General features: G+C 61.9%; 17 protein-coding genes and 2 tRNA genes. 16 read left to right on the top strand and 3 right to left on the bottom strand.

Going from position 1 to position 16,298, the window contains the following annotated elements; translation table 11 throughout:
- The first annotated feature begins 23 nt into the window (after nt 1–23).
- Complete coding sequence (locus tag ACO07C_RS05530; protein WP_421913200.1) at nt 24–1,553, top strand: acyl--CoA ligase; 1,530 nt, start codon at nt 24–26, stop codon at nt 1,551–1,553.
- Nucleotides 1,550–2,527: a 2-dehydropantoate 2-reductase gene (locus ACO07C_RS05525; RefSeq protein WP_421913199.1), complete on the top strand. Its 978-nt coding sequence runs from the start codon at nt 1,550–1,552 to the stop codon at nt 2,525–2,527. Before ACO07C_RS05530 ends, ACO07C_RS05525 begins: the two co-directional genes overlap by 4 nt.
- Nucleotides 2,528–2,577: 50 nt before the next feature.
- Here ACO07C_RS05525 and ACO07C_RS05520 read toward each other — a convergent pair whose 3' ends face one another.
- Entirely contained in the window at nt 2,578–3,276 is a 699-nt protein-coding gene (locus ACO07C_RS05520) for a GntR family transcriptional regulator (protein WP_421913198.1), read from the bottom strand.
- A 226-nt stretch (nt 3,277–3,502) separates the two neighbouring features.
- On the opposite strand from ACO07C_RS05520, the gene ACO07C_RS05515 reads away from it, so the two are divergent.
- The 7 genes from ACO07C_RS05515 to ACO07C_RS05485 all read left to right on the top strand — a co-directional run bounded on the left by ACO07C_RS05515 (nt 3,503) and on the right by ACO07C_RS05485 (nt 9,611).
- On the top strand, nt 3,503–4,543 hold the full coding sequence (locus ACO07C_RS05515) for an ABC transporter substrate-binding protein (protein WP_421913197.1): 1,041 nt from the start codon (nt 3,503–3,505) through the stop codon (nt 4,541–4,543).
- Between the two features lie 102 nt (nt 4,544–4,645).
- Nucleotides 4,646–5,728, top strand: a complete 1,083-nt coding sequence (locus tag ACO07C_RS05510; protein ID WP_421913196.1) for an ABC transporter ATP-binding protein — start codon at nt 4,646–4,648, stop codon at nt 5,726–5,728.
- Nucleotides 5,725–6,636, top strand: a complete 912-nt coding sequence (locus ACO07C_RS05505) for an ABC transporter permease (RefSeq protein WP_421913195.1) — start codon at nt 5,725–5,727, stop codon at nt 6,634–6,636. Before ACO07C_RS05510 ends, ACO07C_RS05505 begins: the two co-directional genes overlap by 4 nt.
- Entirely contained in the window at nt 6,633–7,433 is an 801-nt protein-coding gene (locus tag ACO07C_RS05500; RefSeq protein ID WP_421913194.1) for an ABC transporter permease, read from the top strand. Before ACO07C_RS05505 ends, ACO07C_RS05500 begins: the two co-directional genes overlap by 4 nt.
- 50 nt (nt 7,434–7,483) lie before the next feature.
- Entirely contained in the window at nt 7,484–9,070 is a 1,587-nt protein-coding gene (gene ggt, locus ACO07C_RS05495) for a gamma-glutamyltransferase (protein WP_421913193.1), read from the top strand.
- Nucleotides 9,071–9,157: 87 nt separating this feature from the next.
- Complete coding sequence (locus ACO07C_RS05490; protein WP_421913192.1) at nt 9,158–9,433, top strand: hypothetical protein; 276 nt, start codon at nt 9,158–9,160, stop codon at nt 9,431–9,433.
- A gap of 104 nt (nt 9,434–9,537) precedes the next feature.
- A tRNA-Gly gene (locus tag ACO07C_RS05485) sits at nt 9,538–9,611 on the top strand.
- Between the two features lie 155 nt (nt 9,612–9,766).
- Here the strand turns inward: ACO07C_RS05485 and ACO07C_RS05480 are convergent.
- Nucleotides 9,767–10,216, bottom strand: coding sequence for a YidB family protein (locus tag ACO07C_RS05480; protein ID WP_421913191.1), 450 nt, complete (start codon nt 10,214–10,216; stop codon nt 9,767–9,769).
- 129 nt (nt 10,217–10,345) lie between these two features.
- Between ACO07C_RS05480 and ACO07C_RS05475 the strand changes: the two genes are divergently transcribed.
- Nucleotides 10,346–10,603, top strand: a complete 258-nt coding sequence (locus ACO07C_RS05475) for a GlsB/YeaQ/YmgE family stress response membrane protein (protein ID WP_421913190.1) — start codon at nt 10,346–10,348, stop codon at nt 10,601–10,603.
- Between the two features lie 134 nt (nt 10,604–10,737).
- Here ACO07C_RS05475 and ACO07C_RS05470 read toward each other — a convergent pair whose 3' ends face one another.
- Nucleotides 10,738–11,625: a DMT family transporter gene (locus ACO07C_RS05470; RefSeq protein WP_421913189.1), complete on the bottom strand. Its 888-nt coding sequence runs from the start codon at nt 11,623–11,625 to the stop codon at nt 10,738–10,740.
- A gap of 269 nt (nt 11,626–11,894) precedes the next feature.
- Here ACO07C_RS05470 and tuf point away from each other — a divergent pair, with 269 nt between their 5' ends.
- The 6 genes from tuf (at nt 11,895) to ACO07C_RS05440 (ending at nt 16,275) form a co-directional block, all read left to right on the top strand.
- Nucleotides 11,895–13,070: an elongation factor Tu gene (gene tuf, locus ACO07C_RS05465; RefSeq protein ID WP_421913188.1), complete on the top strand. Its 1,176-nt coding sequence runs from the start codon at nt 11,895–11,897 to the stop codon at nt 13,068–13,070.
- A 207-nt stretch (nt 13,071–13,277) separates the two neighbouring features.
- Nucleotides 13,278–14,201, top strand: a complete 924-nt coding sequence (locus ACO07C_RS05460; protein ID WP_421913187.1) for a hypothetical protein — start codon at nt 13,278–13,280, stop codon at nt 14,199–14,201.
- A gap of 8 nt (nt 14,202–14,209) precedes the next feature.
- Entirely contained in the window at nt 14,210–14,986 is a 777-nt protein-coding gene (locus ACO07C_RS05455) for a hypothetical protein (protein ID WP_421913186.1), read from the top strand.
- Between the two features lie 81 nt (nt 14,987–15,067).
- Entirely contained in the window at nt 15,068–15,565 is a 498-nt protein-coding gene (locus ACO07C_RS05450) for a group II truncated hemoglobin (RefSeq protein ID WP_421913185.1), read from the top strand.
- A 90-nt stretch (nt 15,566–15,655) separates the two neighbouring features.
- Complete coding sequence (locus ACO07C_RS05445) at nt 15,656–16,165, top strand: zinc dependent phospholipase C family protein (RefSeq protein WP_421917442.1); 510 nt, start codon at nt 15,656–15,658, stop codon at nt 16,163–16,165.
- Nucleotides 16,166–16,199: 34 nt separating this feature from the next.
- Nucleotides 16,200–16,275: transfer RNA gene (locus ACO07C_RS05440), tRNA-Trp, on the top strand.
- Nucleotides 16,276–16,298 lie beyond the last annotated feature (23 nt).

The raw sequence follows: 16,298 nt of genomic DNA, 5'->3' as shown, positions 1-16,298 counted from the left end.
TAGCGATAAGCGAGGAACCATCCATGACATCCGTGACTTCGACAATTCCGGGCCTTGTCGCCGCACACGATCCCGCCTCCCTTGCAATTCTCGCACCTGGCCGCGCGCCGCTGACCTATGGCGGGCTTGCCAACCAGATCGCGGCGGCGGCCACGGTTTTTCGAAAGGCCGGCATCGTCCCTGGCGACCGCGTCGCGATCGTCATGCCCGACAGCGCCGAGCTGGCGACCGTGTTTCTGGCGATAGCCTCGGCGGCGACGGCCGCGCCGCTCAATCCCACCTATCGCCTGGAGGAATTCGATTATTACCTGAACGACCTCGGCGCCAAGGCATTGGTTGTACTGCAGGGCTCGGAGACTCCGGCACGTGAGGCAGCACTGGCACGCGGCGTGGCGATCATCGAACTGCGGCCCGCGAATGACGCGCCGGCCGGGTCCTTCGATCTGGTCGCTGAGCCCGCGGGAGGCGCGCCGGTCGCTGGTGCCGACGCGACGCCTGCCGATATCGCACTGGTTCTGCATACTTCCGGAACGACGTCAAAACCCAAGATCGTACCGCTCAGCCACCTCAACCTGACGACTTCGGCGCGCAACATTGCCCGCACATTGTCGTTGACCCAGTCAGATCGCGGCCTGGTGATCATGCCGCTTTTCCACATTCACGGACTGATCGGTGCGCTGCTGTCGTCGATCGCCGCGGGCGCCAGCGTCTATTGCGGCGGCGGCTTCAACGCGCTGCGCTTCTTCGGCTGGCTGGATGAGTCGACCGCCACCTGGTACAGCGCCGTCCCCTCCATGCATCAGGCGATCCTCGGCCGCGCTGAACGCAACCGCGAAATAATGGAGCGGCACAGGCTTCGGCTCATCCGCTCCTCATCCGCGCCGATGTCGCCCGTGCTCATCGGCGAACTGGAGCAGGCCTTCGGCTGTCCTGTGATCGAATCCTACGGCATGACGGAAGCGGCGCACCAGATGGCCAGCAACCCGCTGCCGCCGGCCGTGCGCAAGCCCGGTTCTGTCGGCATTGCCGCCGGCCCCGAGGTGGCGATCCTTGATGCATCCGGAAAGCTGGCGGCGCCCGGCCAGCCCGGCGAGATCGTCATTCGAGGGCCGAATGTCACCGGCGGTTACGAGAACCGCCCGGAAGCCAATGCGGAGGCTTTCCGCGATGGCTGGTTTCGCACCGGAGATCTCGGCTTTCTGGACGACGAGGGCTATCTCACCATCAGTGGCCGCCTCAAGGAGATCATCAATCGCGGTGGCGAGAAGATTTCGCCACGCGAGGTGGACGACGTCATCGCCGAACATCCGGCCGTGCTCCAGGCGCTGACCTTCGGCATGCCGAGCGAGAAGCTCGGTGAGGAGGTCGCCGCCGCCGTCGTTCTGCGCGAAGGCGCATCCGCTGCCGAGAGCGAATTGCGCGAATTCGTCGCCGCGAGGCTCGCACCCTTCAAGGTGCCGCGCCGCGTCGTCTTCCTGGAGGAGATACCGAAGGGGCCGACCGGAAAGCTGCAGCGGATCGGGCTTGCGGAACGGCTGGGGATCACGCGATGAGAATCTGCATCTACGGCGCCGGCGCCATCGGTGGCCTGATGGGCGCTCGCCTGGCGAAAGCCGGCCATGAAGTCTCGTTGATTGCGCGCGGGCCTCATTTGCAGGCGATGCAGGCCAATGGTCTGCGCCTTGTCGAGGCCGACACGTCGTCGATCGTGCAGGTTGCGGCCTATGAGAATCCGGCCGACGCCGGCGAACAGGACGTTGTCGTCGTTGCGCTGAAGGCGCCGGCCGTTCCCGGCATCGTCGAGCGCATGCAGCCGCTGCTCGGGCCGGTTACCAGCGTTGTGATGGCGGTCAACGGCGTGCCATGGTGGTATTTTCATGGCCTTGATGGTCCATGGCGTGACCATGTCCTGGAATCCGTCGATCCAGGCCGCGTGCAGGAGCGCGGCATTGGCGCCGACCGGGTGATTGGCTGCGTCGTCTATCCGGCGGCGGAAGTGGTCGAACCCGGCGTGGTCCAGCATGTTTCCGGCGACAGGTTCAGCCTTGGTGAACCCTCGGGCGTTGCCACGGAACGCGTGAAGGCGTTCAGCAAGGCGCTGATCGGCGCCGGGCTGAAGGCGCCCGTCAAGGCGGACATCCGCACCGAGATCTGGGTGAAGCTTTGGGGCAACGTGGCCTTCAATCCGATCAGCGCGCTGACGGGAGCCACTCTTGCCCGCATCTGCGGCGATGCCGAGACGCGCCGCCTGGCGCTCTCGATCATGACCGAGGCGGAAAAGGTGGCGAACGCGCTTGGCGTGACGATGCCGATCTCCGTGGAGCGGCGCATCGACGGCGCCGCCGCCATCGGCGAGCACAAGACATCGATGCTGCAGGATCTCGAACGCGGCAGGCAGATGGAGATCGATGCGGTGGTTGCCGCCGTTTCCGAACTCGGCCGCATCGTCGGCGTCGAAACGCCGACGATAGACACGGTGTTGGCTCTGGTGCGCCAACGCGCGAGTATTGCCGGCGCCTATCCATGATATCGTGAAGGACTGGGCGGCTTGTCCTTCCAGCCACCCGGCCTCCTTCACTATGAGGCGCGGGCAAGAAATGTCTGGTAGTCAGACTTCGCCTGCAACAGGCGAAGGATATTGTCGCGCGATCCGCGGATGTGCTCGCGCGTCAATTCGACGGCACGAGCCGCATCGCCGGCGCAAATGGCCTCGACAATGGCGTAGTGCTCGTCACGAGCAACTTTCCATTCGTCGAGCCTCAGCAGTTCCATCCAGACATAATGCTGGCATTTGTCGAGGATGCCGTTCAGCATTCCGCAAAGCATCACATTACCGCTGATCCCGGCGATGGTGCGGTGGATGTCCATTCCGATTTGCAGTTCCTGGAACATGTCTTCCGCTTTGCGGTCGGGCAGGGCGGCGAGGCGCTCGCATTCCCTGACCATTTCGCGGAGGCGTTCCTTGTCCTCGGCAGTGATATTGGCCGTGGCCAGTTCGGTCGCGTAACCATCCAGCAGTTCGCGTATCTCGAACGCTTCGCGGAACATATGGATGTCGAATTCAGTCACGACATAGCCCTGCCGGGGGCGGCCGATCACCAGACCATCCTGCTCCAGCCGGTTCAGCGCTTCGCGCACTGGTGTGCGGCTGACCTTCAGCTTCACTGCCAGGTCGTTCTCCGTGACGCGCGAGCCCGGCGGCAATTGTCCGGTGACGATAATCGCCTTCAGCGACCCGTACACGGATTCGCGCAGCGTATTCTTCCCCTTGGACATACTCACCGATTTCCAATTCTTGCTCGAGAAACGCCATCAGTCGTTGGCTGCCCGGCTCGCCGTGGCAGCCCTGGTCGGCGGCATCTCAACCCCTCCCGCGCTTATGCCAGCTTATGGCTGAAGAACGCGATCTTTCAAGTTGACATTTGTTTTTCCCAGCGATTACATTCAAAATTGTATACAAAATAGAATGCCGAAACAATGGCAATATCCGGGGAACACGAAGATGAGAAAATCAAGCCTTGCAAGTGCACTGGCCACGGCCGGTCTGGCCGTCGGCGTCGCCTCGGCCGCGCTCGCCGCCGACACCATCACTGTCGCCTCTTGGGGCGGCACCTATCAGGAGGCGCAGACCAAAGCCTTCTTCAAACCCACCGCCGATGCGCTCGGCATCACGATCAAGGAAGACACCACCAACGGGCTGGACGACGTCCGGCTCCAGGTGACCGGCAACGCGGTCAAGTGGGACATCACCGAGCTGGGTGCGGACGAATGCGCCAGGGGTTCCAAGGAAGGCCTGTTCGAGAAGCTCGACTACAGCGTCATCGACAAAAGCGGTATCAACCCGAAGCTCGTGCATGACGACTGGGTGGGCATATCCTACACCTCCGTGGTCCTGATCTACCGGACCGATGTCTTCGGCGACAAGGGACCGAAGACCTGGGCCGACTTCTGGAACGTCGAGAAGTTTCCGGGTCGCCGTGCGCTCAGCGGCAGCCAGTCGACCGAGACGCTCAGCGTCGCGGCCCTTGCCGAAGGAATCGCCATCGACAAGGTCTATCCGGTGGATGTCGACGGCGCCCTGAAGTCGGTGGACAAGATCCGCGGCCATATCGACGCCTGGTGGACGTCCGGCGCGCAGGCCATGCAACTGGTCAAGGACGGCGAGGTCGACATGGCCAGCATCTGGAATGGCCGCGCCGGCACCCTGAAAAAGGAAGGCGCGCCGGTCAGCTTCTCGTTCGATCAGGGTGTGCTCACCGCGGACTGCATGGTCATCCCCAAGGGTTCGAAGAACAAGGACGCCGCCATGAAGGCGCTGGCTATGTTCGTCAGTCCGCAACTGCAGGCCAATTTGCCGCTCTATGTCGACAACGGGCCGGTGAACGAGAAGGCATTCGAGACCGGCAAGATCCCCGCGGACAGGATCAAGGATATCAATTCATCGCCCGAGAACGTCAAGAAGCAGGTTCTGCAGGATGCTGAATTCTGGCGAGACAACCTCGTGGAAGCCACGGAAAAATTCAACAACCTGATCCAGCAGTAAGGTTGCGTCCTGTCCGACAGGCACTTTCTCGCCGGGCCAATTCTCCGGCGGGAAAAGTCCCTTGCGTTCTCGCGCAGCTCGTCTCTGAAGGAAGTGTCGATTTTGTCTGCAGCACAGTGCTCGCCACCGATCAGCATCAAGGGTATTGCCAAGCGCTTCGGCAGTGTCCCCGTTCTGAGTAATCTCGATCTCGACGTGGCGCCCGGGGAGTTCCTCACGCTGCTTGGTCCATCCGGGTCAGGCAAGACCACGCTCCTGATGATCCTCGCCGGGTTTGTAAGAGCTAATGCCGGCAGCATCAGGATCGGCGGGGATGAGGTCATCACCATGCCGCCGCACAAGCGCAACATCGGCATGGTGTTCCAGAACTATGCGCTGTTCCCGCATATGAACGTCTTCCACAACATCGCTTTCCCGTTGAAGCAGCGGCGCGTGGCTGCCGCGGAAGCCGCCGAGCGGGTCGAGAAGGCACTCGAACTCGTGCAATTGCAGGGCCTTGCCGACCGGCGCGTCGATCAACTGTCGGGCGGCCAGCGCCAACGCGTCGCATTGGCACGCGCGATCGTGTTCGAGCCGCGCATCGTCCTGATGGACGAGCCGCTCTCGGCCCTCGACAAGGGACTGCGCGAGCACATGCAGATCGAATTGCGCAGCCTGCACCGTCGGTTGGGCATGACCACGGTCTACGTTACCCACGACCAGCGCGAGGCGATCACCATGTCGGACAGGATTGCCGTCATGAACAAGGGCCGCATCGAGCAATTGGATCAACCCAGGACGCTCTATGCAAAACCTCGAACCCGGTTCGTCGCCGGCTTCATCGGCGACTCCAATTTTATCCCCGTCGACTGCCGGGACGGTGCCGCATGGTACGCTGGACAGAGAATTCATACCGGGTCGCCGGTGCCAACGTCCGGCAGGCATTGGCTCGTTGCCCGTCCGGAATGCGTCAGGCTCGCCGGAGACACTTTGGACGGCAATGCGAATGCCTTTGCGGCCACCGTCGCCGACATCGTTTATCAAGGCGACAGCTTCATCTGCTACGCCACGCTGGCCAATGGCGAACAGATCGCGCTTCGCGACTATTGCCGCAGCGATATTCTTTCCAGGATTCCGCAATTCGGACAGGCGATCAATCTTCAGATCAACGCTGAGGATGCAAGCATCGTGACGAGCGAAGCATGACGGCGCTGGCGGACACCGAAGGTCACCTTCGCGGCGCGAACGCCAACGTGCTGAAGGCGGATGCGCGGCGTGAATCGCTGGCCCTGCTGGCCCTGTGTTCGCCAGGCCTGCTGCTCGTCTGCATCATCATCGTGCTGCCCATCGGCTGGCTGTTCTGGCTTTCGTTCTTCGACGAAAACGGCATGCTCAGCGGTGCCAACTATGCCCGCTTCGTCGAGCAGAGTTCCTACATCCGCACCTTTGTCACCACGTTCAAGGTGGCTTTCACCGTCACGGGGCTCTGTGTCCTATTCGGCTATCCGCTGGCCTACATGCTGTCGCAGCTGCGGCAGCGCATCGCCTCCGTCTGCCTGATCTTCGTCATCCTGCCGTTCTGGACCTCGGTGCTGGTCCGCACCTATGCGTGGCTGGTGATCCTGCAGCGCAAGGGCCTGGTCAACACCTGGCTCATGAACCTCGGCGTCATCGACCAGCCATTGTCGCTCGCCAACAATTTCACCGGCGTCGTCATCGGCATGACGCACATCATGCTGCCTTTCCTTGTCCTGCCGCTCTACGCCTCCATGAAGGCGATCGATTCCGACTACCTGCGCGCCGGGATGAACCTTGGCGCCAGCCCATCGGCCACCTTTCGCCAGATTTTCTTTCCGCTGTCGCTTCCTGGCCTGGCTTCGGGCGTGGTCATCGTCTTCGTGTTGTGTCTCGGCTTCTTCGTCACCCCGGCATTGATGGGCGGCGGCAAGGTCATCATGTGGGCGATGCGCATGGAACAGACCACCAGCCTCTATTCCAACTGGGGCGCCGGCAGCGCGCTCGGTGTCATCCTGCTGGCGGTCACGCTCGGCCTTCTTGCGCTTCTGCAAAGGCTGTTTGGAGCGCGTGCGACCGGCGTCTGGAGCGCAAGATGAACGAGAGCCTCGGCTTACCGATCTCGCATTGGCGGCGGCTATGGCTATATGCTTTTGGCGGCCTCGTGCTGCTGTTTCTGATCGCGCCTTCGCTGATCATCGTGCCGATGTCATTTTCGGGGTCGACGCTGCTGCAGTTTCCGCCGCAGGAATGGTCGTTGCGCTGGTACGAGGCCTATTTCCAGTCCGTGGAATGGCGTGATGCCACCATCGTCTCGGTCAAGGCCGCGATCCTGACGACGATCGTCGCGACGCCGATTGGAGTGGCGGCGGCCTATGCGCTGAACTCCCGAATGCTGCGCATGTCGGGGTACATCAATGCGCTGATGACCGCCTCCTTGATCGTCCCGGTTATCCTCGTGGGCATCGGCACCTTCTTCATCTATGCGCGTGTCGGCCTCAACAACACCATGACCGGCCTGGTGCTGGCCCACACCGTGCAGGCATTGCCGCTGGTGATGCTGACGGTGCTTTCCGGGTTCAGGTCCTATGACATGAACCAGGAGCGTGTGGCGCGCAGCCTGGGAGCGGGGCGCTTTGCCGCCTTCTGGCAGGTGACCGTGCCGCAGATCCGGTTTTCCATCGTCTCGGGCGCGCTTTTCGCCTTCATCACCTCATTCGATGAGGTGGTCGTTTCGTTCTTCATATCCGGTGGCGAGGTGACGACGCTCACGCGACGGATGTTCAATGCGCTGCGCGACCAGATCGACCCCACGATCGCCGCGATCTCCACCTGCCTGATCGTGCTCTCGGTCGTGCTGCTCTCTATGGCGCAACTTTTCGGGCGCCGCCGTTAGAGTATGGTCCGAATTTATAGCTGCTCCTCATGACAAGGTACTGATCCTCGATGCGTGACTTACAGTTTCCCGGCCGCTCTCCAGTCCGCGCCACCGAAGGCATGGCCGCCACCTCGCATCCGCTGGCGACGCTCGCCGCCGTCGACATGCTGCGTGCCGGGGGCAACGCCATGGATGCAGCGGTCACGGCGGCAGCCGTGCAGGCCGTGGTGGAGCCGCAGTCGACGGGCATCGGTGGCGACTGCTTCGTTCTTTACTGCCCGAACGGGCAGGGCGACGTGCTGGCCTTCAACGGCTCAGGCCGCGCCCCGGCGGCCGCGACCGTCGACTGGTATCTCGAAAAAGGATTCGACCGTATTCCGGCTGGCGGGCCGCATTCGGTGACAGTGCCGGGCGCCGTGGATGCATGGTGCCGGCTGCTGGAGGATCATGGTCGCAAGGGCATCGCCGATGCGCTGGCTCCCGCCACCCACTATGCCGAGCACGGCTATGTCGTGCACGATCGTGTTGCGTTCGACTGGGCGGATCCCGAGACGGATCTCTCGGCGGACGAGCATGCCGCGCGCATCTTCCTGCCGGGTGGCAGGGCGCTCGTTGCCGGCGATGTCCATCGGCAGCCGGAGCTTGCCGCGACGTTGCGCAAGATCGCCAGGGACGGTCGGGCGGGATTCTATGAGGGTGAGACAGCCGATGACATGGTTTCGAGGCTGCAGGCCCTCGGCGGCCTTCACACGCACGAGGATTTCGCATCGACCAGGGGTGACTACACCACGCCCGTCAGCACATCCTACCACGGCTACGACGTTCACCAGATGCCGCCGAACAATCAGGGCTTGACCGCTCTGCTGATGCTGAACGTCTTGTCCGGCTTCTTGCCGGGCGGACTCGACCCCAACGGCGCCGAGCGGCTGCATCTGGAAATCGAGGCGGGGCGGCTTGCCTATCGCGACCGCGACAATCTGGTTGGCGACCAGGACCATGTGGCGGTTCCCGTCAAGGAACTTCTGTCTCCTGTATACGCGGACCGGCTACGCGCCGAGATCGACCGCGAGCGCGCCATGACGCATCTGCCGCGCGTCGCTCTGCCCGGCAGCGACACGGTCTATATCTCTGTCGTCGATCGCGACCGCAACGCGGTCAGCTTCATCAACTCGACCTATTTTTCCTTCGGTAGCGGCATCGTCGGACCGAAAACCGGAATCGTCTTGCAGAATCGCGGGACCAGCTTCCGGCTCGATCCCACCCATCCGAACTGCATCGCGCCCGGCAAGCGGCCCATGCATACCATCATGCCAGGCATGGTCACCAGGAACGGCCGAGCCCTGATGCCGTTCGGGGTGATGGGCGGCGGCTACCAGCCATTCGGCCATGTCCATCTGCTCACCAACATGTTCGACTTTGGCATGGATCCCCAGGAGGCCCTGGACGCACCGCGTGTATTCTACAACGATGACATGGTGAGCGCTGAACGCAGCGTCTCCACTGAAGCTATCGAAGGCCTGCGCCGGCGGGGCCACAAGGTAGCGGCGCCGCACGAGCCCCTGGGTGGCGGCCAGCTGGTGCTGATCGACTGGGAGAAGGGAACGCTGACCGGCGCATCCGATCCACGCAAGGACGGTATCGCCCTCGGCTACTAATGATGAACCGGGCTCCGCTGGAACCTTTTTTCAGCTGGCGATTTTGGATGTATGGTGTGAGTCCAAATGGCCAGGAGTGTAAAGTCCATGACGACGAAATGCTTTGCGATCTTCGCTCTGGCTGTCGGTATAGGTTGTGGCGTTTGCGGCTCGGCATTCGCCGGAACCCAGCAATACGACAGCCAGGAACGACGCGAACGCTATGTTCCCGCCAATGACGATGTAATCGACTGGCTGTTCGGCGGCCCGCATTACTATGATCAGCAGCTGTTCACGACGGCGGCGGGTGCGTGCTCCTACCATCGCGTTGGGCCTGACGCGAATGCCACGAACAAGATCAATGATCATCACTGCGGAAAATAGCGGGAGTTGGCTGGGTCGGTTGGGTGGCGCTGAAAGAAGGTTTGGAATGTCGGGTCGACGCTGCTTGACCTTCGCAACATCGTCGACTAGCTAGGTGGCCATACGCGGGTATGGTGAAATGGTATCACAAGAGCCTTCCAAGCTCCCGGTGCGGGTTCGATTCCCGCTACCCGCTCCAAAATTTCACGTCAACAAGCCGTAACAGCTGATCAGCTTTCTCCCGCATGTATCGGCCCTGTCGCGCCGGACAAGCCGGCGACCATGTGTTGTTGCGCCGGCTTGATTTCACGGCTTCAAAAGCGAAATTCGCGCACCCGGGCGAATGTACAAGACTTAGCTGTTGAAAAGGGACGCGACCTGATGCTGGGGCGGCACCTGTCCGGCAGGTGTCAGCTTGTCGACGACGCCCGGCAAGGCGGCTGACAATTGCGTGAGCAGTTCCTGTTCATCCATTCCAGTCCGCTGCGCGATCTCATGGATCACCTGCGGGCCGAGCACATTGCCGAGGTCCGTGGGATGGATCGGCTGGTTCTGACCGGTGCCGACCCATGAATCGGCGACATTGCCGTGGCCGGCGTCCTTGAGTTTGTCGAGCAGGCCACCCAGCCCGCCAAGCAGGCCGCCATCGGCGGATGTCGTTCCGGCGGGTGCGGGGCTTTGTGGCTGTGCCGGTTGTTCGGCGCTTCGGCCGCTCAGCATCTTTCCAACCATCAAGGCGCCAAGCGCGATCATCAGCGGCTTGGCGATATTGCCGCCGGGAACGGCGTTGTCAAAAAGTCCCATAGTGGATCCTCCATCTCAACCAAGCCCAACCCATCCTCAACAATGGCGCAATCGGGCGGAATTTCAAGCTGGCTTGAGCTTTTGACAATCATGTGAAAATGTTCGGCCCGGGGGATTGGAGAGGAAAAAATGGGTATCATCAGCTGGATCATTCTCGGCGTCGTCGCGGGGTTCATCGGCAGCAAAATCGTCAACAAGACCGGCCAGGGCATGATCATGGATATTGTGCTCGGCATAGTTGGCGCCATTGTCGGCGGCCTGATATTCAGCGCTTTCGGTGCGTCGGGTGTCACCGGTCTCAACATCTACAGCCTGATCGTCGCGGTGGTCGGCGCGGTGGTTGTTCTCTGGGCCTACCACCAGTTCAGCGGCAGTCGCACACTTTAGGCGAAAGGCAGGTCCGGCCCAGCCAGCCGCCAGTAGTCGTCCGCATTCGTCTGGCCGGCGCGTGAGTCTATTCGCCGCAAACTCTCTGGTCCCAACAGGAAGAGGAGGGTGGCGATACGCAGATGCTCGAGATGTCAGGCGACGATGGTCAACCGGCGCCTGCGCTGGTCCAGCGTGACGATGGTCAAGCCGCTGCCGACGACCAGCACGATGCCGCAGACGGCCAGCGTGTTGGGGAATTGCCCGAACACCAGCAGGCCCGAAATCACCGCCCAGACGGTAAAGCAGTAGTAGAACGGCGCCACTGCGCTCGTCGGTCCGACGCGATAGGCCATGAAGATGAAGAAGTGGCCGAAGATCAGGAAAAACCCGGCGCCGGCCATCAACAGAAGATGGCGCATCTCAGGCATGACCCCGCGCTCTGAAACAAGATGCGCGGCGCCTGCGCCGACAAGCACCACGACAACGGCCGAAATCGCCACGATCATTCCCGGCACTTCAGGCGGTACCCGCCGGCCAGCGAGGTCACGCGCGGCCGACAACGCCGCGTTGCCGAGCGCCAGCAAGGCGTAGACCGAGATGCCCTCCATGGTTGGTTGCGCCACCATCAGTGCCCCGATGAAGCCGAGCCCGATCAACGCCATGCGTTGGCCGCCGATGCGTTCACCAAACAGAATCGAAGAGCCGACCAGCATCAGCAGGGGCGTGATCTGACCGAGCGCGGTGGAATCGGCGATCTGCATGTTGGCCAGCGCCACGACGTAGCAAAGGATTGCGGCCAGCTCGAGCAGGTTTCGTTGCAGGACGCGCCGGTCGAGGATCAGCGGTATCTGCTTGCCCTGGCCCAGCAGGAACAACAGCGGAATTCCCCACAGCGTCGCCGCGGCTCCGCGCAGAAACAGCACTTCGTAGAACGGCAGCCCCGCGGTGGCGAGCTTCATCATCGTGTCGTTGACCAGGTACGACCCGGTCGCGACGATCATGAACAACGGGCCGCGAATGGTGCTTGGGATCGAATGCATCGCGTCAGAAAATCAGAGCCGGGCTGCTGCCGCAATGGGTGAAATATTGGCCGCCGGAGCCGCTGAGCCATCCTCTGGGCGACACCTTTGCCGCCATTTGATTTCGGCTCGCTCGTTCCTATATCCGCGTCACACCCCGAAATCGGATCCCGGGTTCAGACCGAGTGAGACTGCGCCCAGCCAAAAGACGCTTGTGTTTTTCGGCCTTTGTCGCTAATCGCCCCGCATTCGACTGAACTGAAGGTCAAGGCCGTCCAAGGAAAGAGACTATGGCAAAAGGTAAATTCGAGCGTAACAAGCCTCACGTGAACATCGGCACGATTGGTCACGTCGATCATGGCAAGACGTCGCTGACGGCTGCGATCACCAAGTATTTCGGCGAATACAAGCGCTATGACCAGATCGATGCGGCGCCTGAAGAGAAGGCACGCGGCATCACCATCTCGACCGCGCACGTCGAGTACGAGACGGCCAACCGCCACTATGCGCACGTCGACTGCCCCGGCCACGCCGACTATGTGAAGAACATGATCACCGGTGCGGCGCAGATGGACGGCGCGATCCTGGTCGTGTCGGCCGCCGACGGCCCGATGCCGCAGACCCGCGAGCACATCCTGCTTGCCCGTCAGGTCGGCGTTCCGTCGATCGTGGTGTTCCTGAACAAGGTCGACCAGGTCGATGACGCCGAGCTGCTCGAACTGGTCGAGCTCGAGGTTCGCGAACTGCTGTCGAAGAACGAGTTCCCCGGCGACGACATTCCGATCGTCAAGGGTTCGGCGCTTGCGGCTCTTGAAGATTCCAACAAGACGATCGGCGAGGACGCGATCCGCGAGCTGATGGCTCAGGTCGACGCCTACATCCCGACCCCGGTCCGTCCGCTCGACAAGCCGTTCCTGATGCCGATCGAAGACGTGTTCTCGATCTCGGGCCGCGGCACGGTTGTTACCGGTCGCGTCGAGCGCGGCGTGGTCAAGGTTGGCGAGGAACTCGAGATCATCGGCATCCGTCCGACGACCAAGACGACCTGCACGGGCGTCGAGATGTTCCGCAAGCTGCTCGACCAGGGCCAGGCTGGCGACAACATCGGCGCGCTGCTGCGCGGCGTTGATCGTGAAGGCGTCGAGCGCGGCCAGGTCCTGGCCAAGCCGGGCACCGTGAAGCCGCACAAGAAGTTCGTGGCCGAAGCCTACATCCTGACCAAGGACGAAGGTGGCCGTCACACGCCGTTCTTCACCAACTACCGTCCGCAGTTCTATTTCCGCACGACGGACGTGACAGGCATCGTGTCGCTGCCGGAAGGCACCGAGATGGTGATGCCCGGCGACAACATCACGGTCGATGTCGAGCTGATCGTTCCGATCGCCATGGAAGAGAAGCTGCGCTTCGCTATCCGTGAAGGCGGCCGCACCGTCGGTGCCGGCATCGTCGTCACCATCAAGGAATAGTCGACACCGGCATCAGCCGGATCGAATGCGAAAGGGCAGCTCTCGGGCTGCCCTTTTCTTTTTCGCCGTGACATCGAAGCATCCACTCACGCAGAATTTTTCCCGGACGCCGTTTGGCACAGCAGAAATCGATTCCGGCCTTACCGGACGTGCGTTATTGTCAGCTGCACTGAGAGGGATCGGCGAGTGGCCCAGAGGCTCTGTTCGATGGTTCATTCACACCGGCTGCTGGCTCTGATCTCAGCGCTCTTCCTTATTGTTCATGCGAGCGCGACGCTCGCGGCGGCCAGGAAGCCGGTTGAGCCGGAAGACAATCCCCAGATGCGTTTTGTCGTTGTTCGCAGCAGCGCACCGGGCTGCGAGCCGACCTGTGCTGAATGGATATCCGCCGAAGGAACCATAAGCCCCAACAGCCCTCAGTTGCTGAAAAACCTCCTGAGAACCTTGGGCGCTCGAAAATTGCCGGTCGTTGTCGACTCGCCGGGCGGCGATGTCAGCGCGGCCATCGCGATGGGGCGAATGATCCGGCAGGAGGGGCTGGACGTTGCTGTTGGAAGGACGTTGTTCTTCGGCTGCCAACCGGACGCCAAGGACTGCAAGGAGAATGACGCCAAGGGTTCCCACTATATCGGCAATCCATATGAGTTCGGCAGCTATTGCGCCTCCGCCTGCCCGTTGATGCTGGCCGGGGGCGTCCGGCGGCTGGTCGGGCCGCTGCCTTATCTCGGCGTCCACCAGATCACGACCACCTTCGTGCGCACGAAATTGCTGTACCGCACGACATATCGCGTGGTGCGAGGCAAGAAGCACATCATCGACACCAAGATCGTCAGCCGAAAGAACGCGGGCAGCTACAAGACCTATGAGATGGACAAGGCGCTCGAGAAGAGGCTGGCTGCATATCTGACGGAAATGGGCATAGGTGAAGGGGTCCTGCTGACGATCAAGAACACTCCGGCCAGCAGCATTCATCAGCTCGTGCCTGATAACATGCTGCGCATGCATCTCGTGACCAGCCTGGATTCCGTCGATCTGTTGACCGGCGCACCAATCTGCAAGACCGTTCCGGCCGCGGCCAACTGCCGGGTGGTGACGGTGTCCGATATCAAGCGGGGATCATTGATCCAGTGAGCGTGGCCTTGTCGCATTTTTGGGCTGGAGCTGGGCGCTGGCCGGGCCTGCTCATTTGGCTGCTGTGCTGGAGCCTGGTGGCGCCGGCGGTCGCTGCCGGACCCGACAGCCCACAGTCCACGGCCATGCGCTTTGTGGTTGTTCGCGGCAGCGACGCAAGTTGCGAGCCGACGTGCCCCGAGTGGATATCGGCCGAAGGCAACATCAACGCCAACTCGCCGCAGCTTCTGAAAAAGACGCTCCAACTCGTGGGCAGCCGTAAACTTCCGATCGTGGTCTTCTCGGCCGGTGGCGACAGCGACGCCGCCATGACGCTTGGCCGGCTCATTCGGCGCAGCGCTCTCGGCGTCGCGGTCGGGAGGACCTTGTTCGACGGTTGTCGGCCTGAGCAGTCAGATTGCAAGGCCAACGATGGCAAGGGAGCCCGCTTCCTCGGCCGCGCCATTTCCGCTGGAGGCTATTGTGCGTCCGAATGCGTGTTGATGCTGGCAGGCGGGGTCAGGCGCCTTGTCGCGACCGATGCCATTGTCGGCGTCAGGCAAACTGCCCCGTCGCGCAAGCTGTCGACCTACGTCAAGGAAATGGGCGTTGACAGCAGTCTTCTGGACGCCATGGAAAAAGCGCCGGCAACCGGGCTTGATCCTCTGCTTTCGGAACGGATGCTGAAGATGAAACTGATCACCGATGCCGCCGGACCCGAGCTTTTGACCGCAGGCTCGGTCTGCAAGGCTGCCCCCGCCGCCGACAATTGCCGTGTCTTCACTGTGCTGGACCTCAAGCGTTAGGCGCTTCCACTAGCCGTCCTGCCAGCTTGAGCGGGCAATGGTGAAGGCGGATAGTTCCGGCAACACGACACGAGGCCAGACATGGACGACAGCACCGGAAAGACAAGCGTCCCGACGCTGTACGAATGGGTTGGTGGGTTTGAGGCCCTGAGCCGCCTAACGGAAACCTTCTACGAGCAGGTGCTTCGCGATCCGATTGTGGGGCCGGTCTTCAAGCACATGGCGCCGGATCATCCGGCGCATGTCGCGGCTTTTATCGGCGAGGTCTTTGGCGGCCCGAAGACCTACAGCGAAAAGCATGGCGGCCACCGTGAGATGGTCATGCATCATCTGGGCAAGCATCTGACGGAGGAGCAGCGGCGCCGCTGGATAAATCTGCTGATGGATGCCGCGGATACCATTGGCCTGCCTGACGATCCGGAGTTTCGCTCGGCGTTCACGGCCTATCTCGAATGGGGTTCGCGGCTCGCCAAGCTGAACTCCAATCTCGGCGAAACCTGTGATCCCGAGACGGAGCCGATGCCGGCTTGGGGCTGGGGCGTACCCGGTGGGCCGTACCGGCCGCCGAGTGGGAAATAAGCTCGGGTCAGACGCCCGTTGGATCTTCCGGAATCGCGCCACAATATGCGGTGATAATCCGGTCTGGTTGGGCAATGAGCAGGTTTGGCGATGCTGATCGCGCATCTTCCGTCTGGCTATATTCTGGGCGCTTTCGCGCAGGATGGCCGGCAGCCGGGGTCAGCCATAATGGCGGCCGCGCTTGTCGGCAGCGTCGCTCCCGATTTCGATATGTTCTATTTTCATTTCGTGGATGGCGGGCGAACCCACCACCACGACTACATCACGCACTGGCCTCTTTTCTGGGCCGCGTCCGGCCTCATCGCGCTGGCACTGGCAAGATGGTGCGCTCCACGACAGCTCGCTGTCGTCGCCACCTTCTTTGTCGCGGCGATGTTGCATATGGTTCTGGATACGGTGGCCTCGCCCATAATGTGGCTGATGCCGTTCGACCGCCATTCATTCGAGTGGGTGAGGGTGCCTGCGGTCTACCGTAACTGGGTTTTTAGTTTTGTCCTGCATTGGACTTTCGTGCTTGAGCTTCTCATCTGCGGCGGGGCATTGGTGCTCGCGTTTCGGCGATCGCGATTTGTCGGCGGCCAATCAGAAAACTGCACTTGAGTTCTCATCCGCTTTATGAAATAGCAGCGCCCATACGGGCATAGCTCAGTTGGTAGAGCGGCGGTCTCCAAAACCGCAGGTCGTAGGTTCGAGCCCTGCTGCCCGTGCCATTTTCCGGAATGGCCAATTCACG

The organism is Mesorhizobium sp. (assembly GCF_965229135.1).
GTDB lineage: Bacteria > Pseudomonadota > Alphaproteobacteria > Rhizobiales > Rhizobiaceae > Mesorhizobium.
The sequence above is the reverse complement of the archived record's forward strand: the minus strand, read 5'-3'. Positions and strand labels throughout refer to the sequence as shown.